This is a genomic window from Actinomadura rugatobispora, assembly GCF_042656285.1.
Lineage (GTDB): Bacteria > Actinomycetota > Actinomycetes > Streptosporangiales > Streptosporangiaceae > Spirillospora > Spirillospora rugatobispora.
In genome coordinates this window covers 72,998-97,341 of record NZ_JBHSON010000033.1, presented here as the reverse complement: position 1 = coordinate 97,341, position 24,344 = coordinate 72,998, and the positions used below count along the sequence as shown (strand labels likewise).

The 24,344-nt window shown below is 74.1% G+C and carries 21 protein-coding genes; 13 read left to right on the top strand and 8 right to left on the bottom strand.

Annotated features, from left to right (window positions below):
- Positions 1 to 111: 111 nt before the first annotated feature.
- The 3 genes from valS (at position 112) to ACFPZN_RS23580 (ending at position 5,118) form a co-directional block, all read left to right on the top strand.
- Complete coding sequence (gene valS, locus ACFPZN_RS23590; protein ID WP_378284284.1) at positions 112 to 2,661, top strand: valine--tRNA ligase; 2,550 nt, start codon at positions 112 to 114, stop codon at positions 2,659 to 2,661.
- A gap of 148 nt (positions 2,662 to 2,809) precedes the next feature.
- Positions 2,810 to 3,997 carry an acyl-CoA dehydrogenase family protein gene (locus tag ACFPZN_RS23585; RefSeq protein WP_378284282.1) on the top strand — a complete coding sequence of 396 codons (1,188 nt, stop codon included), beginning with the start codon at positions 2,810 to 2,812 and terminating at the stop codon, positions 3,995 to 3,997.
- Positions 3,994 to 5,118: an acyl-CoA dehydrogenase family protein gene (locus ACFPZN_RS23580; protein ID WP_378284281.1), complete on the top strand. Its 1,125-nt coding sequence runs from the start codon at positions 3,994 to 3,996 to the stop codon at positions 5,116 to 5,118. Before ACFPZN_RS23585 ends, ACFPZN_RS23580 begins: the two co-directional genes overlap by 4 nt.
- A gap of 13 nt (positions 5,119 to 5,131) precedes the next feature.
- On the opposite strand, the gene ACFPZN_RS23575 is transcribed toward ACFPZN_RS23580, so the two are convergent.
- The 3 genes from ACFPZN_RS23575 to ACFPZN_RS23565 form a co-directional block, all read right to left on the bottom strand.
- Complete coding sequence (locus ACFPZN_RS23575) at positions 5,132 to 6,433, bottom strand: cytochrome P450 (protein WP_378284280.1); 1,302 nt, start codon at positions 6,431 to 6,433, stop codon at positions 5,132 to 5,134.
- Positions 6,434 to 6,557: 124 nt separating this feature from the next.
- The gene (locus ACFPZN_RS23570) at positions 6,558 to 7,244 is read right to left on the bottom strand and encodes a YidC/Oxa1 family membrane protein insertase (RefSeq protein ID WP_378284279.1); all 687 of its coding nucleotides are present in this window, start codon (positions 7,242 to 7,244) and stop codon (positions 6,558 to 6,560) included.
- Positions 7,207 to 7,542: a DUF6412 domain-containing protein gene (locus ACFPZN_RS23565; RefSeq protein WP_378284278.1), complete on the bottom strand. Its 336-nt coding sequence runs from the start codon at positions 7,540 to 7,542 to the stop codon at positions 7,207 to 7,209. Before ACFPZN_RS23565 ends, ACFPZN_RS23570 begins: the two co-directional genes overlap by 38 nt.
- 214 nt (positions 7,543 to 7,756) lie before the next feature.
- Between ACFPZN_RS23565 and dut the strand changes: the two genes are divergently transcribed.
- From dut to ACFPZN_RS23550, 3 genes are all read left to right on the top strand, one after another.
- Positions 7,757 to 8,233, top strand: coding sequence for a dUTP diphosphatase (dut, locus tag ACFPZN_RS23560; protein WP_378284277.1), 477 nt, complete (start codon positions 7,757 to 7,759; stop codon positions 8,231 to 8,233).
- A 3-nt stretch (positions 8,234 to 8,236) separates the two neighbouring features.
- The gene (locus tag ACFPZN_RS23555; protein ID WP_378284276.1) at positions 8,237 to 9,064 is read left to right on the top strand and encodes a DUF3710 domain-containing protein; all 828 of its coding nucleotides are present in this window, start codon (positions 8,237 to 8,239) and stop codon (positions 9,062 to 9,064) included.
- A 152-nt stretch (positions 9,065 to 9,216) separates the two neighbouring features.
- The gene (locus tag ACFPZN_RS23550; protein ID WP_378284275.1) at positions 9,217 to 10,272 is read left to right on the top strand and encodes an aldo/keto reductase; all 1,056 of its coding nucleotides are present in this window, start codon (positions 9,217 to 9,219) and stop codon (positions 10,270 to 10,272) included.
- Between the two features lie 11 nt (positions 10,273 to 10,283).
- On the opposite strand, the gene ACFPZN_RS23545 is transcribed toward ACFPZN_RS23550, so the two are convergent.
- Positions 10,284 to 11,201, bottom strand: a complete 918-nt coding sequence (locus ACFPZN_RS23545) for a helix-turn-helix domain-containing protein (protein WP_378284274.1) — start codon at positions 11,199 to 11,201, stop codon at positions 10,284 to 10,286.
- A 145-nt stretch (positions 11,202 to 11,346) separates the two neighbouring features.
- Between ACFPZN_RS23545 and ACFPZN_RS23540 the strand changes: the two genes are divergently transcribed.
- Positions 11,347 to 13,950 (top strand): outer membrane protein assembly factor BamB family protein, encoded by a 2,604-nt coding sequence (locus ACFPZN_RS23540; protein ID WP_378284273.1) that lies wholly within the window; start codon positions 11,347 to 11,349, stop codon positions 13,948 to 13,950.
- A 15-nt stretch (positions 13,951 to 13,965) separates the two neighbouring features.
- On the opposite strand, the gene ACFPZN_RS23535 is transcribed toward ACFPZN_RS23540, so the two are convergent.
- Positions 13,966 to 14,667: a PIG-L deacetylase family protein gene (locus ACFPZN_RS23535; RefSeq protein WP_378284271.1), complete on the bottom strand. Its 702-nt coding sequence runs from the start codon at positions 14,665 to 14,667 to the stop codon at positions 13,966 to 13,968.
- Between the two features lie 161 nt (positions 14,668 to 14,828).
- Between ACFPZN_RS23535 and ACFPZN_RS23530 the strand changes: the two genes are divergently transcribed.
- The 4 genes from ACFPZN_RS23530 to ACFPZN_RS23515 all read left to right on the top strand — a co-directional run bounded on the left by ACFPZN_RS23530 (position 14,829) and on the right by ACFPZN_RS23515 (position 20,030).
- Complete coding sequence (locus tag ACFPZN_RS23530) at positions 14,829 to 15,629, top strand: ABC transporter ATP-binding protein (protein WP_378284270.1); 801 nt, start codon at positions 14,829 to 14,831, stop codon at positions 15,627 to 15,629.
- A gap of 2 nt (positions 15,630 to 15,631) precedes the next feature.
- On the top strand, positions 15,632 to 16,987 hold the full coding sequence (locus ACFPZN_RS23525; protein WP_378284268.1) for an FtsX-like permease family protein: 1,356 nt from the start codon (positions 15,632 to 15,634) through the stop codon (positions 16,985 to 16,987).
- 285 nt (positions 16,988 to 17,272) lie between these two features.
- Entirely contained in the window at positions 17,273 to 19,075 is a 1,803-nt protein-coding gene (gene murJ / locus ACFPZN_RS23520; RefSeq protein WP_378284297.1) for a murein biosynthesis integral membrane protein MurJ, read from the top strand.
- A gap of 49 nt (positions 19,076 to 19,124) precedes the next feature.
- Complete coding sequence (locus ACFPZN_RS23515; protein ID WP_378284267.1) at positions 19,125 to 20,030, top strand: PhzF family phenazine biosynthesis protein; 906 nt, start codon at positions 19,125 to 19,127, stop codon at positions 20,028 to 20,030.
- Positions 20,031 to 20,043: 13 nt separating this feature from the next.
- Here the strand turns inward: ACFPZN_RS23515 and ACFPZN_RS23510 are convergent, their stop codons facing one another.
- Positions 20,044 to 21,264: a L,D-transpeptidase gene (locus ACFPZN_RS23510; RefSeq protein WP_378284266.1), complete on the bottom strand. Its 1,221-nt coding sequence runs from the start codon at positions 21,262 to 21,264 to the stop codon at positions 20,044 to 20,046.
- A 263-nt stretch (positions 21,265 to 21,527) separates the two neighbouring features.
- Between ACFPZN_RS23510 and ACFPZN_RS23505 the strand changes: the two genes are divergently transcribed.
- The gene (locus ACFPZN_RS23505; protein ID WP_378284265.1) at positions 21,528 to 21,968 is read left to right on the top strand and encodes an OB-fold nucleic acid binding domain-containing protein; all 441 of its coding nucleotides are present in this window, start codon (positions 21,528 to 21,530) and stop codon (positions 21,966 to 21,968) included.
- Between the two features lie 49 nt (positions 21,969 to 22,017).
- On the top strand, positions 22,018 to 22,821 hold the full coding sequence (locus ACFPZN_RS23500) for a DUF3159 domain-containing protein (RefSeq protein WP_378284264.1): 804 nt from the start codon (positions 22,018 to 22,020) through the stop codon (positions 22,819 to 22,821).
- 44 nt (positions 22,822 to 22,865) lie between these two features.
- On the opposite strand, the gene ACFPZN_RS23495 is transcribed toward ACFPZN_RS23500, so the two are convergent.
- Entirely contained in the window at positions 22,866 to 23,525 is a 660-nt protein-coding gene (locus tag ACFPZN_RS23495) for a potassium channel family protein (RefSeq protein ID WP_378284263.1), read from the bottom strand.
- Positions 23,525 to 24,190 (bottom strand): potassium channel family protein, encoded by a 666-nt coding sequence (locus ACFPZN_RS23490; RefSeq protein ID WP_378284262.1) that lies wholly within the window; start codon positions 24,188 to 24,190, stop codon positions 23,525 to 23,527. The genes ACFPZN_RS23495 and ACFPZN_RS23490 overlap by 1 nt, the downstream gene beginning before the upstream one ends.
- Positions 24,191 to 24,344: the final 154 nt, after the last annotated feature.

The window sequence follows — 24,344 nt, the reverse complement described above, 5'->3', positions numbered from 1 at the left end:
CCGCGTCCGACCGACGCTACCGGAATGGCGTGCCCCGGAAGACCTTCGCCATGCCTGCCGCCCCGGCGCCAATCGGGCCGCGTCCCGTCCGGATGTCAATACCATTGACGCATGACAGCACAGCCGCGTACTCCGAACGTTCCTCCCAAGCCCTCCCTGGACGGCCTGGAGGAGAAGTGGGTACGCCGCTGGGACGACGACGGCACCTACCGCTTCGACCGCGAGCAGCCGCGCGAGCGCGTCTACTCCATCGACACCCCGCCGCCCACGGTCAGCGGATCCCTGCACGTCGGCCACGTCTTCTCCTACACCCACACCGACACCGTCGCGCGCTTCCAGCGGATGCGCGGCCGCACGGTCTTCTACCCGATGGGCTGGGACGACAACGGCCTGCCCACCGAGCGCCGCGTGCAGAACCACTTCGGCGTCCGCTGCGACCCGTCGCTGCCGTACGACCCGGAGTTCGAGCCGCCCGCGAAACCCGACCCCAAGCGGCAGATCTCGATCAGCCGGCGCAACTTCATCGAGCTGTGCGAGCGGCTCACCGAGGTCGACGAGAAGGCGTTCGAGGAGATGTGGCGCCGGGTCGGCCTGTCGGTCGACTGGAACCACCTCTACACCACGATCGGTGAGGAGGCGCGCGCGGCGTCGCAGCGCGCGTTCCTGCGGAACCTGGCGCGCGGGGAGGCGTACGTCTCCGAGGCGCCGACGCTGTGGGACGTCACGTTCCGCACCGCCGTCGCCCAGGCCGAGCTGGAGGACCGCGACCAGCCCGGCGCGTTCTACAAACTCCGTTTCCGGGGTCCGGGGTCGTCCCCGGAGGGGCAGGGCCTGGGGGACGACCGGCCGGTCTACATCGAGACGACGCGGCCCGAGCTGCTGCCCGCGTGCGTCGCGCTGGTCGCCCACCCCGACGACGAGCGCTACCGGGAGCTGTTCGGCACGACCGTCCGCACCCCGCTGTTCGGCGTCGAGGTCCCGGTCCTCGCGCACCGGCTGGCCGACCCGGGCAAGGGCACCGGCATCGCGATGATCTGCACCTTCGGCGACGTCACCGACGTCACCTGGTGGCGCGAGCTTGACCTGCCCACCCGCGCGGTCGTCGGCTGGGACGGCCGGCTGGCCGCCGAGCCGCCGCCCGGCGTCCCGGCGCGGCCCTACGACGAGCTGGCTGGCCGGACGCTGTTCTCGGCCAAGGAGCGGGTCGTCGAGCTGCTGCGGGAGTCCGGCGACCTGGACGGCGAGCCGCGCAAGGTCGTCCGGCCGGTGAAGTTCTACGAGAAGGGCACCAAGCCGCTCGAGATCGTCACCACCCGGCAGTGGTACATCCGCAACGGCGGGCGCGACCGCGACCTGCGCGGGCGGCTGCTGGCGCGGGGCGGCGAGCTGGTCTGGCACCCGTCCTACATGCGGGCCCGCTACGAGAACTGGGTCGAGGGCCTCAACGGCGACTGGCTGATCTCCCGGCAGCGGTTCTTCGGCGTCCCGATCCCGGTCTGGTACCGGCTGGACGACTCCGGCGACCCGCTGCACGACGATCCGATCGTGCCGGCGGAGGACGCGCTGCCGGTCGACCCGTCCTCGGACGTCCCGCCCGGGTTCACCGAGGACCAGCGCGGCAAGCCGAACGGCTTCGCCGGCGACCCGGACGTGATGGACACCTGGGCGACCTCCTCGCTCACCCCGCAGATCGCGGGCGGCTGGGAGCGCGACCCGGACCTGTTCTCCCGCGTGTTCCCCTACGACCTGCGCCCGCAGGCCCACGACATCATCCGCACGTGGCTGTTCTCCACGGTCGTCCGCGCCCATCTGGAGCACGGGACGCTGCCGTGGACGGGCACCGCGCTGTCGGGGTGGATCCTGGACCCCGACCGCAAGAAGATGTCCAAGTCCAAGGGCAACGTCGTCACGCCGATCGCGCTGCTGCGGGAGTACGGCTCCGACGCCGTCCGGTACTGGTCGGCCAGCGGCCGTCCCGGCACCGACACCGCGTTCGACACCGGTCAGATCAAGGTCGGCCGCCGGCTGGCCATCAAGATCCTGAACGCGTCGAAGTTCGTCCTGGGGCTGGGGGAGGTCGCGCCGGACGCGGCCGTCACCGAGCCCCTCGACCTGTCGATGCTGGCCGCGCTGGGCGGTGTCGTGGGCGAGGCCACCGAGGCGTTCGAGGGCTACGACTACACCCGCGCGCTGGAGCGCGCCGAGCGCTTCTTCTGGGAGTTCTGCGACGACTACCTGGAACTGGTGAAGGCGCGCGCGTACGGGGACGGACCCGAGGCGCGGTCGGCCAGGGCCGCGCTGCGCATCGCGCTGTCCACGCTGCTGCGGCTGTTCGCGCCGATCCTGCCGTTCGTGACCGAGGAGGTCTGGTCGTGGTGGCGGGACGGCTCGGTGCACCGCGCCGCGTGGCCGGAGGCGGCCGATCTGCCCGCGGGCGGTGATCCGGCGGTGCTGGCGGCGACGGCGGAGGTGCTGCGCCAGGTCCGCAAGGCCAAGTCCGAGGCCAGGGCGTCGATGCGCGCCGACGTCCGGCACGCGGCGGTCCGGGGTGCCGCGACCGGCCGGGTCGCGCGCGGCGACCTGGTCTCGGCGGGCCGGATCGCCGAACTGTCCCTGGAGGAGTCCCCGGACGGCCTGTCCGTCGAGGTCACGCTCGCCTGATCCGTCCTTTTCCTTCGTTTCCTTCGCTTCCTGCGTTACGTCCGATCCGTCGGCCGGCGATCCCCCGCCCATCTGAACCGAATGACATTCGGGTGCGCGGGGGATTAGCGTAAGTGGTCACTGATCGTCGTGGTCGGAGGAGCGCTGCATGACGGATCTGGACGAGTACGGCCGGCGGGCCCGCGCCTGGTTGGAGGCCAACGCGCGCGGCCTGCCCCGCGACGCCGATCTCACGACCGCCAAGACCTTCATGGCCGCGCTGTACGACGCCGGATACTCCGGCATCACCTGGCCGGCGGAGTACGGCGGGCAGGGCCTGAGCGCGGCCGAGGAGCGCGCCTTCCAGGAGGCGGCGCGCGACCTGACCCTGCCCATCGCGCCGTTCGGCATCGGGCTCGGCATGTGCGGGCCGACGCTGATCTCGATCGGCACCGAGGAGCAGAAGCGGCGCCACATCCGGCCGATGCTGCGCGGCGAGGAGATCTGGTGCCAGATGTTCTCCGAGCCCGGCGCCGGGTCGGACGTGGCGTCGTTGCAGACCCGCGCCGTACTGGACGGTGACACCTGGGTCGTCAACGGGCAGAAGGTGTGGACGTCGGCGGCGCGGCTGGCCGACTACGGGCTGCTCATCGCGCGCACCGACCCGGACGTGCCCAAGCACCAGGGCATCACGATGTTCGTGATCGACATGCACGACCCGGGCGTGACGGTGCGGCCGCTGCGCGACATGACCGGGGACGCGCACTTCAACGAGATCTTCTTCGACGACGTCCGCGTCGCCCCCGATCAGGTGGTGGGCGAGGTGAACGGGGGCTGGTCGGCGGCGGTGACGACGCTGCTGCACGAGCGGGTCTCGATCGGGACGGGCGCGGCCCGGATCGAGCGGCCCGCCTCGTACGCCGCGATGGCCGAGGCCGCGCGGGAGCGGGGGCTGCCGGCCGACCCCGCGGTCCGCGACCAGCTCGTGGACCTGTACCTGGCGGAGCGGGCCTTCGACCTGTTCAACGCCCGGCTCGCGCAGGAGGCCAGGGCGGGGATCCAGCCGGGGGCGCGCGGGTCGGTCGCCAAGCTGCTGCTGGCCGAGCTCACCATGACCGGGGCCGATGTCGCGAGCGAGATCCTCGGCCCGGACGCGGTGGCCTCCGAGGGCCGCGGCAGCATCGCCGCCGCGCTGTCGTTCGCGCCCGGGATGGCGCTGGGCGGCGGCACCAACGAGATCATGCGCAACATCATCGGCGACCGGGTGCTGGGGCTGCCGCGCGAGCCGCAGGTGGACCGCGGCGTCCCGTTCCGCGACCTCAAGGTCGGCACGCAGGAGAAGGAGGCGGGCCGGTGAGGCTGATCCGCACCGAGGAGCAGAACGAGCTGGCGGGGTCCGTGCGGGCGTTCCTGGCCGACACCGCGCCGATGGCCCGGGTCCGCGCGATCGCCGAGTCGGACGAGCCCTACGACCGGCGGACGTGGGAGCGGCTGACCGGCGAGCTGGGACTGGCCGGGCTGGCCGTCCCCGAGGAGCACGGCGGGGCCGGCGCCGGGCACGCCGAGGTCGCCGTGGTCATGGAGGAGCTGGGGGCCGCGCTGACGCCGTCGCCGTACTTCGCCTCGGCGGTGCTGGCGGCGAACGTCCTGCTCCAGTCCGGCGACGCGGAGGCCCTCAAGCGGCTGCTGCCCGGGATCGCGTCGGGCGGCACGGTGGCGACCTTCGCGGTCCCGGTGCCCGGCGAGGAGGCGCCGGGCGCGCGGGCGGCGGAGGGCGGCGGCCACGCGCTGCACGGTGTCGCGCCGCACGTGCTGAACGGCGCGGACGCCGACCTGGTCCTGGTCGCGGCGGTCCTGGCCGACGAGGTCGTGGACGGGGACGGGCCGCTGGGGCTCTTCGCCGTCGAGGCGGGGGCCGCCGGGGTCACGCGCACGCCGCTGACCACGCTCGACCTGACCCGTCCGCAGGCCCGCGTGGAGTTCGCCGGCGCCCCGGCCCGCAGGATCGGGTCCGGCGACGCCGGGGAGGCGGTCCGGCGGGCGCTGGACCTGGCCGCCGTGGCGCTGGCGGCCGAGCAGCTGGGCGGCCTGCGCCGGTGCCTCGACACGATCGTGGAGTACGCCAAGCTGCGCGTGCAGTTCGGCCGGTTCGTCGGCTCGTTCCAGGGCGTCAAGCACAGGCTGGCCGACATGCACTGCGTCCTGGAGCAGGCCGAGTCGGTCGTCCGGTACGCGGCGTGGGCCGCCGACGAGAGCCCGGAGGAACTGCCCGTGGCCGCGGCGACGGCCCAGTCGTACATGGGCCGCGCCTATTTCCAGGTCGCCAAGGACCACCTGCTCCTGCACGGCGGCATCGGGTTCACCTGGGAACACGACGCGCATCTCTACTACAAGCGCGCCAAGAGCGCCCAGCTCCTGCTGGGCTCGCCGCGGCACCACCGCGCCCGGCTGGCCGAGCGCCTCGGCCTGCTCGCCTGATCCGCGGTGACCGTCAGTACGTGAAGCGCAAGTGCTTGATGCCGTTGATGAAATTGGAGAAGAGGCGGTCCGGCTCGCCCGCCGCGCGGATTTCCGGGACCCGGGTGAACAGTTCCCGGAACATCACGGTGATCTCGCGGCGGGCGAGATTGGCGCCCAGGCAGAAATGGGGTCCGGGGCCGCCGAATCCGACGTGCGGGTTCGGTGAGCGGGTGATGTCGAAGACGCCGGGGTCCTCGAACACCGTCGCGTCGCGGTTGGCGGAGTTGTAGAAGAGCAGGACCTTGTCGCCGGGACGGTAGAGATGGCCGTTCATCTCGTGTTCGCGCGTCACCGTGCGGCGGAACTGGATGACCGGCGTGGCCATGCGGACGATCTCCTCCACGGCGCCGGCCACGCGGCCGTCGAAGTCGTCCAGGAGCAGCTCGCGCTGGCCGGGATTGTCGGTCAGCAGCTTGAGCCCGTGCGACATGGCGTTGCGCGTGGTCTCGTTGCCCGCGACGACCAGCAGGATGAAGAAGGAGCCGATCTCCTGGTCGGTGAGGGACTCGCCGTCGACGTCGGCGGCCACCAGCGCCGAGACGAGGTCGTCGCCGGGGTCGCGGCGGCGCCGGCGGGCCAGCTTCATGGCCAGGTGGTTGAGCTCGTACCCGGCGGTCATGGCCCGGGCGAGGCCGTACAGGACGCCGGAGCGGGTGATGCGCTCGCGGACGAACGCGCGCCCGCCGGTGTACTCGGGGTCGCCCAGGCCCAGGATGGTGTTGGTCGCCTCGTACACCATGGGGCGGGCGGCCTCGGGGATGCCCATCATGTCGCAGATGACCTGAACGGGCAGCCGCGCCGCCACGTCCGTGACGAAGTCCCCGCCCGCGCGGTCGCCGGGGGCGCGGGCGAGCAGGTCGTCGACGATCCGGGTCGCGGTGGCCTGCAGGTCGGTCTCCAGCTTGGCCAGCACCCGCGGGGTGAACGCGCGGGACACGATCCGCCGGATCTTGGCGTGCCGCGGATCGTCCATGTTGATCATGGAGCCGAAGTAGCGGGCCATGTAGCGGGGGAGGTCGGCGATGCTGTTGGAGCACGGCTCGCTGCTGAAGACGTCGGGGGTGCGGCTGGCCTCCACCACGTCGGCGTGCCGGACCAGCGCGTAGTAGCCCGCGCCGGACTTGATGAGGGGCAGCTTGAGCTCGGGGAAGAAGGGCGGGTCGTCCAGCTCGCGCAGGGTCGCGAAGGCCCGCTCCCGGGCGGCCGGGGGCCGGGACCAGAACGTCAGGTCCGACAGGTCGGCGTCGGGCGGGCGGTGGGTCCGGGTCGTCATGCCGTCCCTCCGTGGTCGGAATCCATCGTCAGAATGTCAGAATGCGATTCGGTTTCCATCGAAACCACCGCCCGCCACGGCGTCAAGCGCCGAGCCTCAAGAGCCGGGCCTCAAGAGCCAAATGTCAGGACGCCGCGACCACGCGGCGGTGCAGGATCGCCCGCTCCGCCGCCGCCCACGCCGTGGAGGTCAGCAGGTAGAGGCCCGCCGCCAGCGGGACGAACGCCGCGACCGCCACCGTGCCGAACGGCAGCAGCCGCGCCACGCGCCCCATCGGCCCCTCTGCCGTCACCCGCCGCGACGACCACCACGCCACCAGGCCCAGCAGGACGAGCAGCACGAGGAACACCAGGGCGCCCGGGGAGAACAGCCCGACGCTGAGCAGGTTCTGGCCGAGCGGGACGCCCGCCAGGGTGTGCGTCAGCAGGAGGTTCTGGTGGCCGGCCACGGTCGCGGAGACGAAGAGCTGGTACATGACGGCGAAGAACGGCCACTGCGCCAGGGCGGGCAGGCACCCGGCGAGCGGCGACGCCCCCTCGGCCGCGTACAGGCCGGCCATCTCCCGGCGCAGCCGTTCGGGGTCGCGGGCGTGCTTCTTCTGCAGCGCCCGCATCTTGGGGAGGAGCCGCAGCCGGGCCCGTTCGCCGCGGGCCTGGGCGACCGCCAGCGGCACCAGCAGCAGCCGTACGGCGGCGGTGAACAGGATGATCGCGGCGGGAGCGGCCAGGCCGCCCGCGACCGGGTCGAGCGCGCCGGCCAGCGAGCCGACCAGGTCATGCGTGATGGAGACGGGGACGTCGAGCAGGAACATGAGGAGCCTTCCGGGACGAGGAGGAGATCGACGGGACGGTCGTGATCTCCAGCCCGGGGGCTCTGGGACGGGGGCGCCCCGCCGCGTCGGGGTCGCGCTGGGACAGGAAGGCCGTGCGGAGCGTACGCTCGCGCAGGGTGGTGCGGACGCCCGCGGGGAAGGCGCGCCGGCCGCGCCGTACGACGAGGCGCGCGGCCAGCAGCAGCAGGCCCGCGATCGTCAGCGCCGCCAGGCTCGCCGCCGTGCTCTGCCCCGTGAAGAGGTCGGCCACGGCGAGCAGCAGCGGCAGCAGGAACACGGCGGGCCTTCCTCGGTGCGATCGATCCACCCACATCGACGCCCGGACCGGCTCAAGGGTTCCAGCGCGCGCGGCTTCCCGTGAGCGCGGGCGCGCCTGGACGGAGCGGGCCGGGACGATCGGTAAGGTCGGTCTGGCCGGTCCGAACGGTTCTGTGGCCGTAGGGCGAGCCATGACTGCCGTCCCCGCCATCGCGACCGTGAGGTGACACTCCGTGACGAACAAGGTCGACGTCCTCGTCCGCCGGCTGGACCCCGAACTGCCCCTCCCGTCCTACGCGCACGCCGGTGACGCGGGCGCGGACCTGGTCGCCCGCGTCGACGTCGAACTGCCCCCCGGGGAGCGCGCGGTCGTGCCCACCGGCATCTCCATCGCGCTGCCCGACGGCTACGCCGCCTTCGTTCACCCCCGCTCCGGATTGGGCGCTAGGTTGGGGGTGACCATAGTGAACGCTCCCGGTACCGTCGATGCCGGCTACCGGGGTGAGATCAAGGTGACCCTGCTGAACACCGACCCCCGCGGCACCGTCCGGCTGCGGCGCGGCGACCGCATCGCCCAGATGGTCGTGCAGCGGGTGGAGCGCGCGGTCTTCCACGAGGTCACCGAGCTTCCGGGATCCGCGCGCGGCACCGGCGGGTTCGGTTCCACTGGCGGGTTCGCCGATAATGGGCAGAGCGAAGAAGGAGCGTGAGTCGTGGCTTTTGGACGTCGCCGTCAGGCCGATGAGCCCGCCAAGGGGCCCGAGCCGGCCGACGAGGAGACCGAGGTCGCCTCGGCCGAGGACGCCGCGGCCGACGAGGCTCCCGAGAATGACGCCGGCAGCGGCCCCTGGGACTCCGAGGACGAGTACCCGGAGCTGCAGCGCCTGGACTTCGGGTCGCTGCAGGTGCCGGTGGCACCCGGGCTGGGCTTCCAGGTGAACTTCGAGGCCACCCAGGTCGACGACGAGGGCAACCCGCTGGACGGGCGCCCGGTCGCGGTGCTGGTGCAGTACGAGGAGAGCGCCATGCAGCTGCAGGCGTTCGCCGCTCCCAAGCGCAGCGGGATCTGGGACGAGGTCCGGCGGGAGACCGCCAAGGACATCCAGGAGGAGGCCCAGGGCCAGACCCAGGACAACGAGGGCCCGTTCGGCCCCGAGCTGCTGGCGATGGTCCCCGCGGCGCTGACCGAGGAGGTCCTCGCCGAGATGCCGCAGGAGGTCCGGGAGCAGATCCCGGCCGAGTTCATCGAGCAGGGCTGGGCGCCGCAGCTGATCCGCTTCATCGGGGTGGACGGCCCGCGCTGGTTCCTGCAGGCCGTGGTGCAGGGCGCCGCGATCGAGGACGAGGAGCAGTGGCAGGTCCTCGAGGACGTGTTCCGCAACATCGTGATCGTCCGGGGCGAGTCGCCGATGCCCCCGCGGGAGCTGCTGGAGCTGCAGATCCCCAAGGAGTTCAGCGAGGCGTCCGAGGACGAGGAGGAGGAGAAGGTCGAGACCTTCAACCCCTTCGAACGCGGACCGGAGATCACCGAGGTCCGCTGACCCGGCCTTTCACCGCGGGCCCGCCTCCCGCCCTTCCGCCCGCGCCACGATTTCGCAACCGGCACGGACGTGAAAGACGCCCCTCCCGCCCGCCCGGCAGCATCGGCCGCGATACGAGCCGATCGCGGACGATGCGGGAACGAGGAGCGGACATGACGGCGGAACGGCCCTCGCGGCGGAAAGTGATCAAAGTGGCGGGCGCGGGCGCGCGGGCGCCGACCTCGGCGGGGGCGAGCGGCGGCACCGCGACCGCGTCCGGCGGCGCCCCCGGCGGGCGCGCTCCGGGCGGACGGGACCTGGTGACGCGGGAGATCCCCGGCACCGGCGAACGGGTCCCGGCGGTGGGACTGGGCACGTTCATGACCTTCGACAAGCTGCCGCACGCCCCGCGCGGCCACATCAAGGAGGTCATGAGCCGGTTCTGGGAGGGCGGCGGCCGGGTGGTCGACACCTCCGCCCTGTACGGGACGTCGGAGGCCAACGTCGGGGAGTTCGCCCGCGAGCTGGGCATCACCGACCGGCTCTTCCTCACCGACAAGAGCTGGGCGTGCGGGGAGTTCTTCAACGACGACAGCCATGCGGTGCGGCAGTTCGAGCAGTCGCTGCGGCGGCTGCGCCGGAGCCGGCTGGACGCCGTCCAGGTGCACAGCCTGACCAACGCGCCCATGATCCTGCCGATCCTGCGGCGGCTGAAGCGCGAGGGGCGGATCCGGTACCTGGGCGTCACCCACCACGAGATCCCCGAGCAGGCCCCGGCGGTCGAGCGCTGGATCCGCACCGGGGACCTGGACGTCGTCCAGGTCCGGTACTCGATCTTCATGCGGGAGGCGGAGCGGCGGATCCTGCCGGCGGCGGCCGACCACGGCACCGCCGTCATGGTCAACATGCCGCTGGAGAAGGCCCGGCTGCACGCGGTCGTGGGCGACCGCGGGGTGCCCGGGTTCGCGCGGGAGTTCGGCTGCGAGACCTGGGCGCAGTTCTTCCTCAAGTACGTGATCTCGCACCCGGGGGTCACGTGCGTGCTGCCCGCGACGACGAACCCGGCGCACGCCGAGGAGAACGTCGCGGCCATGCGCGGCCCGCTGCCCGACCGCGCGGCGCGGCGCCGCATGGTGCGGTACATGGAGTCGATCCCGGGGTTCTCCGGCATCGACTCCGCCCCCTGGTACCCGGGGAAGGTGTTCAAGGACGGGCTGGTCGAACTCTAGGGCTCTAGGGTTCAGACCGGATCGCCGTGGGCGCGGCGGTAGGCGTGCGGCGTCGCCCCGTACCGCCTGCGGAACGCGGTCGTCAGGTGGCTCTGGCTGGACAGGCCCACCTGGTAGGCGATGTCGGCGATCGCGTGCGGCGGGTCGGCGCGCTCGCGCAGCAGCCGGGCGGCCAGCTCCAGGCGCCGCTCGGTCACGTACCGGTGAGGCGGGGTCCCGGTCGCGGCCTTGAACGCGCGCGCGAAGTGGTGGCGGTCCATCCCGGCGACGGCCGCGAGAGCGTCCATCCGCAGGTCCTCGCCGAGGTTGCCGTGGATGTGGTCGAGCACCGCGCGCAGCGCCGTCCCGTTCAGGGGCCGGGGACGGCGCGGCGCCGCCGCCCGGTGCGGCCCGGCGAGGTTGGAGTAGCGCCGGACGAGGTGCAGCATCAGCGTCGTCGCGAGGCTGTCGGCGAAGAGCTGGTCGGCGGCGCCGCCGCCGGGCGGGCCGTCCACCAGCGCCGCGGCCAGCTGGTGCAGGAACGGGTCGGGCCGGTTGGTGAAGGCGCCGAACTCGATCCGGCGGGTGTCGCCGAGGCGGCCGGCTCCGCCGAGGGCGTGCAGGTGGGACGGGTCGAGCCGGAGCGCGGCATAGGTGATCGTCCCGCCCTGGTAGCGGGTCCAGCGGCGGCGCGTGCCGGGGATGAACGTCGCCGCGCCGGGGAAGTCGGCGGTCTCCGAGCGGCGCTCCCCGTCGACGACGGCGGTGGTGCGCCCGGTCGTCCCGGAGAGGGTGACGAACAGCAGGTGCTCGGGGCGCTCGGTGAGGCCCTCGGAGTCATCGGCCGCCCGCCAGCGGACGTGCTCGACGGCGATGCCGTTCCACTCCAGGGACCGGCGCCACAGGTCGCGCCCGCCGTACCGGTGGATCGGAGCCGTTCGTCCCGCCATGGACCCGCCCTTCGCTCCCGCCCCGCCGCTCCCGAGGATGATCCCGCCCGCCGCCGAAAGGAGGGCTAAAACCGGGGCGGAACCTCCCGGCGGCCGGGGGAGTCCCATCCATTGAAGATCACTTCGATGCGGCGGGGGCGGGCCCATGAGCGGACGGATGCGCTGGACCGCGGTCGCCCTCGCCGTGGCGGTCCTGGTCGCCGGGGGCTGGGTGTGGTTCTCCGCCGGGTCCGAGCCCGGCCCCGAGCCCCTGCCTGACGGGGAGAGGAGTCCCGGCCCCGTCTCCTTCAGCGAGCGGCCCCTGTGGGAGGGGGTCAGGCTCGGCCTGAACAAGAGGACGGGCGTGGAGCTGCGCGGTGGCGACGCCGTCGTCGGCGACGCCGAGGGCCGGCTGGCGGTGGTCGACGCGGCGACCGGGCTGCCCCGCTGGACCCTGGAGCGCGGCGCGACCCTCAAGGGCGGCGGCGGAGCCGTGTACCAGGCGGCCCGGACGGGGTCGACGGCCGGTGGAGCGCTGGGCGGTACGGGACGCCCGGTGCTCGCGGGGACCGGGGACGACTGGACCGTCCTCGTCCCCTACTACGTCGGCGACACCTTCGAGGCGCCGCGTGAGCAGGGCGTCGCGGCCCTGTCCGGCCGGGACGGGAGCGTCCGGTGGAAGCGCCCGATCGTCCGGCCGGGCGAGGACGACGGCGACGCGCTGGAGCGGCTCGGCGGGGAGATCCGGCCGATGGCGGCCGGTGACCGTGCCGTCCTGGCCGTCGCCCGCACCGCCTCGGGGGACGGGCTGGTGACGGTCGCGCTCGACGCCGCCGGAAAGCGCGAGCTGTGGCGGCGGCCGGGCGTCTGGGGCCTGCGGTTCGCTGGAGATGTCGTCCTGGCCGAGAAGTACGCGGGGATGTCCGACACCCCGGCCGGCCTTTCCGAGACCGGGCCCTCCGAGTTCGGGCAGGTGTCGCTGGTGGCCCTGGACGCCGCCACCGGACGGGACCGCTGGAGCCTGGGCTCTGGCCACACGAGCTCCCAGCTCATGGCGGCCACGCCCACGCACGCCGTCGTCCGGACGGGCAGCACGGTGGACGGCTCGGGCAGCCTGCTGGTGAGCACCGCGACCGGCGGGGTGGTGCACCGGCTGCGCGCGCAGGTGGCCGGGTGCGCCGACGACGGGCACGGCCTCATCGCCTGCTCCGTCCGGTCCGGCTCGCTGGTCACGGTCCGGATCGCGGGCGGGAGCGGCGTGCCGTCGATGACCGGGAGGAGGGTGCTCGGCGCGGGGGCCGCCAAGGTGTCGGTGGACGCCGTCCACGGGAACCGGATCTTCCTCAGCTCGCTGGACGAGGACGACGTCCACGTCGGCGCCGTGGTGGACCGCGCCGGCAACAGGCTCGGCGACGCGCTGCCCCAGCCGGTCGCGGCCGTCGCGGACGGGTTCCTCGCCTTCCGGACCCGGGTCGAGGGCGACACCGGTCGCGCCGAGCCGAACGGGCTGGCGATCCACCGTGCCGCCGCCGGACCGGTCCGTCCGCCGGGCCCTGACCCCTCCGGCGCTCCGGAGCAGGGGCCGCTGGCCGTGGAAGCGCGCCCCCTGTGGCAGGGGAAGGCCACGCTGCGCTCGGGATCGGCGGGGGCGAGCGAGCTCGGACTGCGGAGCGTGGCGCGGCTGCGGCTCGTCGACGAGACGCTCGTCTACTCCGGGCGGGACGCCCGGGGCGGGAACGGCTGGCGGGTGGGCGCCGCCGACGCCGCGACCGGCCGGGAACGCTGGTCGGTGTCGGTGGAAGGCACGCTCGGCGCGGGCCTCCGGCTGGCCTCCGCGGACTTCGAGGTCGCCGCCGGACCCGGACGCGAGCGGCTGCTGGTGGTGCCGTACACGGACGTGTCCGACGGCGACGCCAGGACGCGCGGTGAGAACGGAGTGGTGGCGCTGTCGCCCGTCGACGGCAAGGTCCGGTGGAAGACCGCGTTCTCGGAGAAGGAGCGGGCACCGACGACCGTGGTCGCCTCCGGCCGGACGGTGGCCGCCGGCTCCGGTCACCGCTCCGTGTACTCCCGTCCCGACGACGTCGTCACGACCGTCCTGGACGCCGCGACCGGGCGCAGGGCGTGGTCCCGGCCCGGCCACGATCCCGTGGGCGTCGCCGGCGGGATCGTCGTGGTCAGGAAGCGGGGCGGCGGCGTGGCGGGGCTGGACGCGGCCACCGGCAAGCCACGCTGGAGCCGTCCCGGAGCGGAGCCGCTCCACCTGGCCGGGGCCACGGCGGTCATCGTCCGGCTTCCCGACGGCGCGGCGGCGCTCGACCCGTCCACCGGCCGCGAGCTCGCCCGCACCGGCGCGCCGCTCGACCGCTGCGAGGGAGGCGAGCGGCTTGTGGCGTGCCGGGCGGTGGCCGGTTCCAGGCCGGACGGCAGGGTCACCGCAAGCGGCCGCGACCGGGTCCCCTACGCCGTCGCCGTGCGGCTCGCCCCGGGCCGCGCCGCCTTCGCCGCGCTGCCCTGGACGGCCATCACCGGGGTCACCGCCCACGACGACCGGCTGTTCGTGACGTGGAAGAAGCCGACCTCGTACGGGCCCGCCGGCGCGAACAGCGGGGATTTCCTGACCGCCGACGGCGCGGGGCGCGTCGTCTCCGACCGGCTTCCGGGGCTGCCGCACCTCGTCGGCCCCCGGTACGTGGTCGTCCTCGACGGTTACGGCCTCGGCGACCTGAGCGGGACCACCTCGTTCGCCGTCCACCGCAGGACGGCCTGACCCGCCCCGCCGGCGTCAGGGCTCGATGAGCTCGAACGGCATCGCGTGGGTCACGCCGACCTGCTCGCCCGCGGGGCCGACCAGGCCGGTCAGGAACTCGCGGGCGTCGAACTCCTCGCCCAGCCCGGCGAAGTAGACCTTGTGGGCCTCCAGGGAGGCGATGCCCGCGTCGAGGTGGCCGGTGACGTCCACGTAGTGGGTGCACTCCGGGGAGCCGCCGAACAGCGCGAACCGGACGCCCTGCCACGGCTCCAGGTCCAGGTCGCGGAACACCCAGCGGTTGGAGGCGTCCCGCATGGCGTCCACCACGGCCAGGCCGAGCGCCCGGTGGTCGGCCATGTTGAAGCCCCCGCCGGGGAAGGTGTCGCGGAAGTTCAGCGAGAGGACGACCTCGGGCCGGTGCCGCCGGATGGCCTCGGCCAGGAGCCGGCGCAGCGGCAGCCCGTACTCCAGGATCCCGTCGGCCAGGTCCAGGAACTCGACGTTCTCCACGCCGACCGCGCGGGCCGCCTCGACCTGCTCGACGCTGCGGACCCGGGCCGCCTCCTCCGGGTCCATCCCGTCGATGCCCGCCTCGCCCCGGGTGGCCAGCAGCTCCACCACGGTCTTGCCCTGCGCGGTCCACTTGGCGACGGCGGTGGAGCCGCCGTACTCCAGGTCGTCGGGGTGCGCCACGATCGCCAGCGCGCGCGTCCAGTCCTCAGGTACCGGTTCCATGCCCCGATTCTGGCCGATCTTGCTGGGCCGCGGGTGCGGGAAGGTGGGGTTTTGCCTACCTCGAGCGGCGGTCTGGGACCATCGTCGGCCGCCCGCGGGCTCCGTAGCGTCGATTCCAGGCGCCGAGGGGCGGTCGTGGAGGAGTTCAAGGAGGTAGGGCGATGCTGGGGAGCAGGCGGCGGGCGGGCGAGCCGGTCGGCACCGGGGAGGCGCTGAGGCTTGAGGACGTGCGCAAGGTCTACGGGACGGCGGGGAACCGGGTGGCGGCGCTGGACGGCGTGTCGCTGTCGCTGCCGACCGGGACGTTCACCGCGGTGATGGGCCCGTCCGGGTCCGGCAAGAGCACGCTGCTGCAGTGCGCGGCGGGGCTGGACCGCCCGACCGGGGGCCGGGTCTACGTCGACGGCGCCGAGCTGGCGGCCGGGGGCGGCGAGGCCGCGCTGACCAAGTTCCGGCGGCAGCGGATCGGGTTCGTGTTCCAGCAGTTCAACCTGCTGCCGACGCTGACGGTGATGCAGAACGTGACGCTGCCGCTGAAGCTGGCGGGCCGGAAGGTCGACCGGGCCCGCGCCCGCGAGGTGCTGGCACGGGTGGGGCTGGCCGACCGGCTGCACCACCTGCCCGCGGAGCTGTCGGGCGGCCAGCAGCAGCGGGTCGCGATCGCGCGGGCGCTGGTGACCGAGCCGAAGGTGGTGTTCGGGGACGAGCCCACCGGCGCGCTCGACACCCGCAGCGCCCGCGAGGTGCTGGAGCTGCTGCGGGAGTCGGTGCGGCTGTACGGGCGGACCGTGGTCATGGTCACCCACGACCCGGTCGCGGCCTCGTACGCCGACGCGGTGCTGTTCCTGGCCGACGGCCGCCTGGTCGGCAGCCTGCAGACGCCCACCGCCGAGGCGGTGGCCGAGCGGATGACGCACCTGGCCGACGAGGTCGAGCGCCAGCGCGTCGCGGCGGGGGTGTGACGATGCTCGGGCTGGCTCTGCGGTCGCTGCGGGCGCGGGCGGGCGGGTTCGCCGCCAGCTTCCTGGCGATGTTCCTGGGCGCGACGATCCTGATGGCCTTCGCGTCGATGCTGGACACCGCGGTGGCCGGCGAGGCCACCGGCGCGGCCCGGGAGACGCTGGTGATCATGGCCACGGTGGTGGGGGTCTGGGGGCTGATGCTGGTGGTCCTCGCGGTCACCTCCACGCTGACCCTGTCGGTCCGGCAGCGGGCCGAGGAGATGGCGCTGCTCAAGAGCGTGGGCGCCACCCCGGCCCAGATCGGCCGGATGGTGGTGGGCGAGGCGTCCGGGCTGGCCGTGGCGGCCTGGGCGCTGGCCGTCCTGCCCGGCTACCTGGCGGGCACCGGCCTGCTGGAGCTGCTGCACTCCACCGACCAGGTGCCGGAGTCGGTGCCGTACTCCTTCGGCCCGTTCGCCCTGGCGATGGGCCTGGGCATCACGCTGGTGTCGGCGGCCGGCGCCGCCGTCATCACGGTGCGCCGGACGGTGCGGGGCCGGGTGGCCGAGTCGCTGGCCGACGCGGCCGTGGGCCGGGTCAGGGCGGGCAGGGTCAGGGTCGCGGCCGGGATCGTGTTCCTGCTGGTGGCGCTGAACCTGGCCGTGGTCACCGCCACGGTGATGCGCGGCAAGGGCATGGACGCCATGGCGACCGCGGGGCAGGCCGACATCCTGGCCTCGCTGGGGCTGGCGCTGCTGGCGCCGTGGCTGATCCGGACGGCCGCCGCGCTGCTGGCCCGCCCGCTGGGGTGGTTCGGCGTGGCCGGCGACCTGGCGGTGAGCACGCTGCGCCGGCGGACCGGGCAGATGGCCGGGGCGGTCATGCCGATCATCCTGTTCACCGGGGCCGCGGTCGGCACGCTCTACCTGCAGGAGATCGAGAACGACGCCATGGCCGCGGCCGGTCTGGCGTCCACGGTGGAGCAGAAGAACATCGCCACGCTCAACTTCGTGGTCATCGGGATGATCCTGGTCTTCACCGCGCTGATGCTGGTGAACACGCTGATCGCGGCGACCGCGTACCGGCGCCGGGAGTTCGGGCAGCAGCGGCTGGCGGGCGCGACGCCGGGCCAGGTGCTGGGCGCGGTGACGCTGGAGGGCGTGCTGCTGACCGGGATCGGGGTGGCGTGCGGGGCGTTCGCGTCGCTGTTCACCGTCCTGCCGTTCGGCGTCGCCCGGGCCGGGACGGCGCTGCCGGAGCTGGAGCCGCTGACCTTCGCGGCGGTCGTCGCCATCGCGGTGGCGCTGACGATGGCGTCGGCGGTCGGCTCGGCGCGCCGCGCGGTCCGCGTCCCGGCGGTGGAGGCGGTGAACGTCTGAGAACCAGAACCGCGCACCCGGGAGCGGGGCGCCCGCCGCGAGGCGGACGCCCCGCTCCGGCGTGCACGGGGTGCGGTGCTGGTCGGCGGTGGTCACGGGGGGTGGACGGGGGCGCGTAGGGTCCCTCGTGTGGACGAGCGGGTGAATCGGGAACCGGAGGACGGCGCGCGATCGCTCCTGAGCGAGGAGCGGGAGGAGGCGCCCGGCGGCGGCGAGCCGGCCGGGCGGGCGGGCGGCGGGCGGGGCCGGGAGCGGCGGGCCGGGGAGGAGCGCGGCGCGGCCGTCATGCCCGCGGTCTTCGACGCCGCCGAGCGGTACGAGCCGCCCACCGAGCCGGAGATCGGCCTGGTCCCGATGCGCGACCCCGGCGACGTCGGGGACCCGGGCGTGGCCGACCGGCCGGGCGCCGAGCGGGACGAGGTCCGCACCGCCGCCCGGGCGGCCCGGCCCGGGGTGGCGCACTCCAGCGCGGTCATGGCGATCGGGACGGTGTTCTCCCGCGCCACCGGGTTCCTGCGCACCACCGTGCTGAGCGCGGCGCTGGGCGTGGGGCTGCTGGGCGACGCCTACCAGACCGCCGACATGATCCCCTTCGCGGTGTACGCGCTGCTGCTGGGCGGGCTGCTGTCGAGCGTGTTCGTGCCGTTCCTGGTCAAGCGGCGCAGGCGGGACGCCGACGGCGGCGCCGCCACCGAGCACCGGCTGTTCACGGCCGCGGTGGCGGGGCTGCTGGTGCTCACCGCGGCCGCGATGCTGGCGGCGGGCCCGCTGGTGTCGGCGTACGCGGGGTACGCGGGCCGCCAGTACGACATCGCGGTGCTGCTGACCCGGCTGCTGCTGGCGCAGATCCTGTTCATCGGCGTCAGCGGCGTCGCCGGGGCGCTGCTGAACGCGCGGGAGCGGTTCGGCGCGCCGATGTGGGCGCCGATCGTCAACAACCTCATCACCGTCGGGGCCGGGGCGGCGTTCCTGGCGGTCGCGGGGCCGGGCCGGACCGTGGACTCGGTGACCGACGGCGAGCTGACCCTCCTGGCGCTTGGCTCGGCGCTGGGCACGGCGGTGCAGAGCCTCATCCTGGTCTGGTCGCTGTGGCGGGCGGGGTTCCGCTGGCGGCCCCGGCTGGACCTGCGCGGCTCGGGTTTCGGGGAGGCGGCGCGGAGCGCGCTGTGGATGCTGGTCTACATCGTGGTGGCGCAGGGCGGGCTGCTGGTCTCCACGAACGTGGCGACCCGCGCGGGCGCGCGGGCGGCCGAGGAGTCGGGGGCCCCGGGCGCGGGGCTGGCGGCGTACAAGTTCGCCGAGGTGGTGTTCCAGCTGCCGTACGCGATCATCGCGGTGTCGGTGATCACCGCGCTGCTGCCGCGGATGAGCGCGCACGTGGCCGACGGGCGGCGTGACCTGCTGCGGGCCGACTTCTCGCGCGGGCTGCGGCTGGCCTCGGCGCTGCTGGTGCCGCTGTCGGTGGCGATGCTGGTGTTCGCGGTCCCGGGGGCGGTGCTGCTGTTCGCGTACGGGAGCACCGAGCCGGTCGACGCGCGGCGGATCGGGCTGGTGCTGATGGTGTTCGCCGTGATGGTGATCCCGTTCACGCTGTTCCAGCTGCAGATGCGGGTGTTCTACGCGCTGGGGGACACCCGGACGCCGGGGCTGCTGGCCGTTCCGGCGGGCCTGGCGCAGGCGGCGATGGCGGTGGGGCTGCTGGCGCTGCTGCCGGCCCGGCACGTGGTGTTCTGGCTTCCGGTGTCCTACGGGTTGTTCTACGTCGTGGGCACGGCGGGGGCGACGCTGGTGCTGCGGCGGAGGCTGGGCGGCATGGACGGGCGGCGCATCCTGCGCTCGCTGACGCTGCTGTACCTGGCGGCGCTGCCGGGCGGGCTGTTCGCGGCCGGGTGCGTGTGGGCGTTCGGGCACCTTCCCGGGGACCGGGTGCCGGGGGTGCTGGCGATGGCGGTGGGCGGTCTCGGGGGCGGGCTGCTGTACGTCGCGGGCGCCCGGCTGCTGCGGGTGGCCGAGGTGGGCTTCTTCCTGGACGTGGCGCGGGCGAGGCTGCCGCTGTTCCGCCGGCCCGCCCGCCAGGAAACCCCCTGATTTATCGACAAATGGGAATAAAAGCGGCGGCGGAGGTGTTGGCGCGGCCATGATGACTCCGCCGCCCGCCATGGCGCGGGACGTGTCGCCCCCCACCGTGCTCCGGTACGCGGCGTTCACCACCGACCCGTGCGGCGGCAACCCGGCCGGGATCGTCCTGGACGCCACCGGCCTGGACGACTCGGCGATGCTGGCCATCGCGGCGGAGGTCGGGTACTCCGAGAGCGCCTTCCTCACCCGCGCCCCCGACCACCTCGGCGAGCCCGGGCGCACGTGGGCCGTGCGCTACTTCAGCCCCCGCGACGAGGTGTCGTTCTGCGGCCACGCCACCATCGCCACCGCCGTGGCCCTGGCGGAACGCTCCGGGCCCGGGACGATCTCGTTCGCCACCCAGGTCGGGCTCGTCCCGGTCGAGGTGGAGGCGGGCCCGGACGGCCTGCCGCGCGCGACGCTCACCAGCGTGGAGCCCTACGTCCAGGAGATCAGCCCCAGCTACCTCGCCGAGGCGCTGGCCGCGCTGCGCTGGGACGAGGCCGACCTCGACCCCGCGCTGCCGCCCCGCGTCGCCTACGCCGGGGCGCGGCACCTGGTGCTGGCGGCCGGGACCCGGCGGCGGCTGGCCGACCTCGACTACGACTTCGACCGGCTCGCCGCGTACATGACCGCCCGCGACCTCACCACCGTGCAGCTGGCCTGGCGGGAGACGCCCGACACCTTCCACGTGCGCGACCCGTTCCCGGTGGGCGGCGTGGTGGAGGACCCCGCGACCGGGGCGGCGGCCGCCGCGTTCGGCGCCTACCTGCGGCGGCTCGGCGCGGTCGAGGTCGCCCCGGCCGCCCGGCTCACCCTCCACCAGGGCGAGGACATGCGGCGGCCGGGCGTGCTGCACGTGGAACTGCGCGAGGACGACACCCGCGTCCGCGTCTCCGGCACCGCCGTCCCCATCCCGCACTGACCGAACCGGGACATCAGTGGGCGCGACCGTCCACGACCGGGCGCTCGAGGGCGCTGCCCGCCATCCACTGCTTCCACGAGAGCTGCCAGAAGCCCCACCCGTTGTAGGGCTCCAGGGCGCGGTCGGTGCCCGTCACGTGCACGATGTCGCCGCGCAGTGAACGCGCGTAGAACCATTGGGCGAACTCAGGGGAGGCGTTGACGCAGCCGTGGCTGACGTTCGCGCGCCCCTGCTGCCGGAGCGACCAGGGCGCCGCGTGCACGTACTCCCCGCTGCTGGATATCTGCACGGCGTGGCGCACGCTCTTCTTGTAGTAGCGGGGGTCGTCCTCGTCGGTCACGCCCATCCAGGCCGACGTCATGGTGATCGGGTCGTTCCTGCTCATCGCCAGGTGGACGCCGCTGGTGGTGGTGTACGCCCGCGTCCCGCCCTTGCCCGCGCTGATGCCCGCCGACCGCACCGTCCTGCCGTTCTCCTGGACGGTCATGCGGTGCCGCCGCACGTCCACGGTGCTGATCCGGCGCACGCCCACCCGGAACCCCGCCGTCCGGCCGGACGCCCCGTACACGCCGGGGGCCGCCCGCACCCCGGCCGTGTGGGCCAGCAGCGTCACCCGCTGGCCCGACGGCCAGTAGCGGCGCGGGCGGAACACCACCTGGCGCGGGCCCGTCCAGCGCCAGGCGCCCGGCACCGCCCGCCGCATGCGGACCTCCAGGGCCTCCTCCACGGCGGCGCGGCGCGCGATCGGCCGGTCGAAGGTGACGATCAGCGGCATGCCCGCCCCGACCACCTCGCCCGCGCGCGGCGTGACGTCGCTGATCGCGAACGTCCCCGGCGGCCGGAGCGTGGTGAACCGGCCGGTGAGCGCGGTCGGCTCGCCCCTGGCGCCGGTGCCGGTCGCGGTCACCGTGTAGGTGGTGGCGGGACGCAGTGTCCAGCGGGTGCGCCAGGTGAGCCGGTCGGGGGACAGCCGCCCGTCGGCGCGGTCGCCGCCGCCCCGCAGGACCACCTTGTGGAGCGTTCCGCGCGCCGCCGTGACGATCACCGGCCGGTCGGGCCGCACGTCGCGGGCCCCGTCGCCGGGCGTGAACCGGATCGGGGCGGGCGGGGACGGCGCCGCCCGCCCGGCCGGGCCCCCGGACCCGTCCCCTCCGCCGTCGCCGCCCCCGCACGCCACGGCCCCCGGCGCCACCAGGACCATGGCCGGTACCAGCCGATACGCGCGTCGCAGCATTGCCGCCCCCGTTGCCTTTGCCGCGTTCATTCAATTCCGTACTGATTCGTAGTGATTTGTTTACTCAGAGTGATAGACGCACGCCAACCTAGCCCGTCGGCCGTCCCGGCGTGGCCGTGCCGGGCCGCCCGCGCGGTCTCGGTTCGGTGAAGGCCCCGGGGGTCAGGACGAGATCCCCAGATCTCGCCATCCATCCGCTCATCTGGAGCTTCGTCGGCCGTCGGGCGGTTCGTCGGGCGGTGTGATGCCTTAGGGTTTCGAACATGGACGAGGTGCCGGCCGACAGGAAGCCGGAAACGGGCGAGCCCGCTTCCACCGCCGCTCCCGAGGACGGGCGCGGCCGCGGCGGGCTGCGGCGCTTCCTGCGCCGCATGGCCTCCAGCAAGGCCGAGCTGGAGGCCGAGGAACTGCAGAAGACCTCCGACGAGGAGGGGGCCACGCCGATCACGGCGTGCGCCGCGCGCAAGCGCGCCCGCGTGGCGGGTACGCTACGGACCGTGACCCTGCGACCCCGCGGCGGTGCCCCGGCCCTGGAGGCCGAGCTCTACGACGGCACCGACGTGATCAACCTGGTCTGGCTGGGCCGGCGGAAGATCGCCGGGATCGACCCCGGCCGGCGGCTGCACGCCGAGGGCCTGGTGAGCGTGCAGGACGGCCGCAAGGTCATGTTCAATCCCCGGTACGAACTGCGCGGCGGCTCGTGACGGACGTACCCACCGAACGATCCGAGCGGGAGAGGACGCCTTGCGACCGATGAGCGAGGGACCGGCGGCCACCGGCGCGGCCGCCGAGACCGAGAGCGCCGAGACCGAGACGGCCAAGGCCGAGACCGCCAAGGCCGCGGAGAGCGCGGACGCCGCGGACGCCGCGGAGGGCGCGGACGGCGGCGCGACCGCGGCGGCCCGGGGCGGCAGCGCGCACGACACCGTCGAGGCGGCGGTGCGGGCGCAGCTGTCCAAGGCGCTCGGCGGCGTCCGCGGCATGGTCGAGGCCGCCGTCCCCACCATCGGCTTCACCGCCACCTACGTCGTGACCCACGAGGTCAGGACGGCCGTCACGGTCGGCATCGGCGCGGCCGTGCTGCTGCTGGCGGTCCGGCTCGTCCAGCGCTCCAACCCGCAGTTCGTCCTCAACAGCCTGCTCGGCATCGCGATCGCGGCGTTCTTCGCGCTGCGCTCGGGCAAGGCCGAGGACGCCTTCATGCCCGGCATCCTGGTCAACGCCGGCTACGGGGTGGCGATGCTGGTGTCCATCCTGGCCCGCTGGCCGGTGGTGGGCTTCATCATCGGCTCGGTCACCGGCGACCCGACCGGCTGGCGGTCCGACCCGCAGATCCTGCGGCTGTGCTCCCGGCTGACCTGGATCCTGCTGGCGCCCTGCGTGCTGCGGGTGGTCGTGCAGTACCCGATCTACCTCGCCGACGGCGACCAGAGCGCGCTGCTGGGCGCCACCAAGATCGCCATGGGCTGGCCGCTGCAGGTGGCGGCGCTGGCCGTGATGGTCTGGGTGCTGGCCCGCGGCCGCACCCCGCTCCGGCCGGGGCCCGGCGCCCGCTGACGGCCGGGGCCCGGCGGGCCCCGGGACGCCGCGGGCGCCGTCGCTCAGCGGGCGCCGAGGAGCTCGGCCAGCTCGTCCTCCACGTCCTGGCTGGCCACGAACATCAGCTCGTCGCCCGGCTCCAGCGTGTCGTCGGCGGCTGGCACCAGCACCCGCCCCTCCCGCAGGATCGCCACCAGGGCGGTGTCGCGCGGCCAGTCCACCGACCCGACCCGCTCGCCGCCCAGCGGCGCGTCCTCCGGCAGCGTCAGCTCCACCAGGTTGGCCTCGCCCTGCCGGAAGGTCATCAGCCGGACCAGGTCGCCGACGCTGACCGCCTCCTCCACCAGGGCCGACAGCAGCCGCGGCGTGGAGACGGCCACGTCCACACCCCACGACTCGTTGAACAGCCACTCGTTCTTGGGGTGGTTGATCCGGGCCACCACGCGCGGCACCCCGTACTCGGTCTTGGCCAGCAGCGACACCACCAGGTTGACCTTGTCGTCCCCGGAGGAGGCGACCACCACCTGGCAGCGCTCCAGCGCGGCGTCGTCCAGCGAGGCGATCTCGCAGGCGTCGGCCAGCAGCCACTCGGCCCGCGGCACCATCTCCACCTTGATGGCCTTGGGGCTCTTGTCGATCAGCAGCACCTCGTGGCCGTTCTCCAGCAGCTCCTGGGCGATGGAGCGGCCCACCGCCCCCGCCCCGGCGATCGCGACCCGCATCACGCGTCCTCCTCGGTGCGCACCGCGACCGCGGCGTTGATCCGTTCCAGATCGCCGGCACGGGCGATGATGTGCACGATGTCGCCGTCCTGGATCACCGTGTCGGCGTGCGGGACGAGCGCCTCGCCCATCCGCGACAGGAACGCCACCCGGGTGTCGGCGGCCTCCTCCAGCGTGGTCACCTTGTCGCCGACCCAGATCGGCCCGGTGTCCAGCTCGGCCAGCACCACCTCGCCGGTCGGGTCGCGGTACAGCGGCTCGGCGCCCTCGGGCAGCAGCCGCCGCAGGATCTGGTCGGCGGTCCACCGCACCGTCGCCACCGTCGGGATGCCCAGGCGCTGGTAGACCTCGGCGCGGCGGGGGTCGTAGATCCGCGCCACCACGTTGTCGACGCCGAAGGTCTCCCGGGCCACCCGGGCGGAGATGATGTTGGAGTTGTCGCCGCTGCTGACCGCCACGAACGCGGAGGCGTGCTCGATGCCGGCCTCGGCGATCACGTCGCGGTCGAAGCCGAAACCGGTGACGCGGCGGCCCTTGAACCCGCTGCGGAGCCTGCGGAAGGCCTCCGGGTTCTGGTCGATGATGGCCACCGAATGACCCTTGTCCTCCAGGATATGGGCGAGCGTCGACCCGACGCGGCCGCACCCCATGATCACGATATGCACGCCCGTTCCCGTTCCTTCCCCGTTCCTACGCGGGATCGCTCACTCACTGCTGCTGCCGGGCTGCAAAACTACACATCCGCCCAGACAAGTACTACCCGGCCGGACCGCCGCCCGCCACGCCCACCAGCGGCTGGACGCGATTCGCCCCCAAGGG

What these genes read in the sequence shown, in the direction of transcription:
- ACFPZN_RS23545 (WP_378284274.1), bottom strand. Translation starts at nt 11,201, where the DNA reads ATGGCGGGACGAACGGCTCCGATCCACCGGTACGGCGGGCGCGACCTG.
- ACFPZN_RS23510 (WP_378284266.1), bottom strand. Translation starts at nt 21,264, where the DNA reads ATGCTGCGACGCGCGTATCGGCTGGTACCGGCCATGGTCCTGGTGGCG.
- ACFPZN_RS23575 (WP_378284280.1), bottom strand. Translation starts at nt 6,433, where the DNA reads ATGACGACCCGGACCCACCGCCCGCCCGACGCCGACCTGTCGGACCTG.
- murJ (WP_378284297.1), top strand. Translation starts at nt 17,273, where the DNA reads ATGCCCGCGGTCTTCGACGCCGCCGAGCGGTACGAGCCGCCCACCGAG.
- ACFPZN_RS23550 (WP_378284275.1), top strand. Translation starts at nt 9,217, where the DNA reads ATGACGGCGGAACGGCCCTCGCGGCGGAAAGTGATCAAAGTGGCGGGC.
- ACFPZN_RS23500 (WP_378284264.1), top strand. Translation starts at nt 22,018, where the DNA reads ATGAGCGAGGGACCGGCGGCCACCGGCGCGGCCGCCGAGACCGAGAGC.
- valS (WP_378284284.1), top strand. Translation starts at nt 112, where the DNA reads ATGACAGCACAGCCGCGTACTCCGAACGTTCCTCCCAAGCCCTCCCTG.
- ACFPZN_RS23515 (WP_378284267.1), top strand. Translation starts at nt 19,125, where the DNA reads ATGATGACTCCGCCGCCCGCCATGGCGCGGGACGTGTCGCCCCCCACC.
- ACFPZN_RS23530 (WP_378284270.1), top strand. Translation starts at nt 14,829, where the DNA reads ATGCTGGGGAGCAGGCGGCGGGCGGGCGAGCCGGTCGGCACCGGGGAG.
- ACFPZN_RS23570 (WP_378284279.1), bottom strand. Translation starts at nt 7,244, where the DNA reads ATGTTCCTGCTCGACGTCCCCGTCTCCATCACGCATGACCTGGTCGGC.
- ACFPZN_RS23495 (WP_378284263.1), bottom strand. Translation starts at nt 23,525, where the DNA reads ATGCGGGTCGCGATCGCCGGGGCGGGGGCGGTGGGCCGCTCCATCGCC.
- ACFPZN_RS23505 (WP_378284265.1), top strand. Translation starts at nt 21,528, where the DNA reads ATGGACGAGGTGCCGGCCGACAGGAAGCCGGAAACGGGCGAGCCCGCT.
- ACFPZN_RS23585 (WP_378284282.1), top strand. Translation starts at nt 2,810, where the DNA reads ATGACGGATCTGGACGAGTACGGCCGGCGGGCCCGCGCCTGGTTGGAG.
- ACFPZN_RS23540 (WP_378284273.1), top strand. Translation starts at nt 11,347, where the DNA reads ATGAGCGGACGGATGCGCTGGACCGCGGTCGCCCTCGCCGTGGCGGTC.
- ACFPZN_RS23525 (WP_378284268.1), top strand. Translation starts at nt 15,632, where the DNA reads ATGCTCGGGCTGGCTCTGCGGTCGCTGCGGGCGCGGGCGGGCGGGTTC.
- ACFPZN_RS23535 (WP_378284271.1), bottom strand. Translation starts at nt 14,667, where the DNA reads ATGGAACCGGTACCTGAGGACTGGACGCGCGCGCTGGCGATCGTGGCG.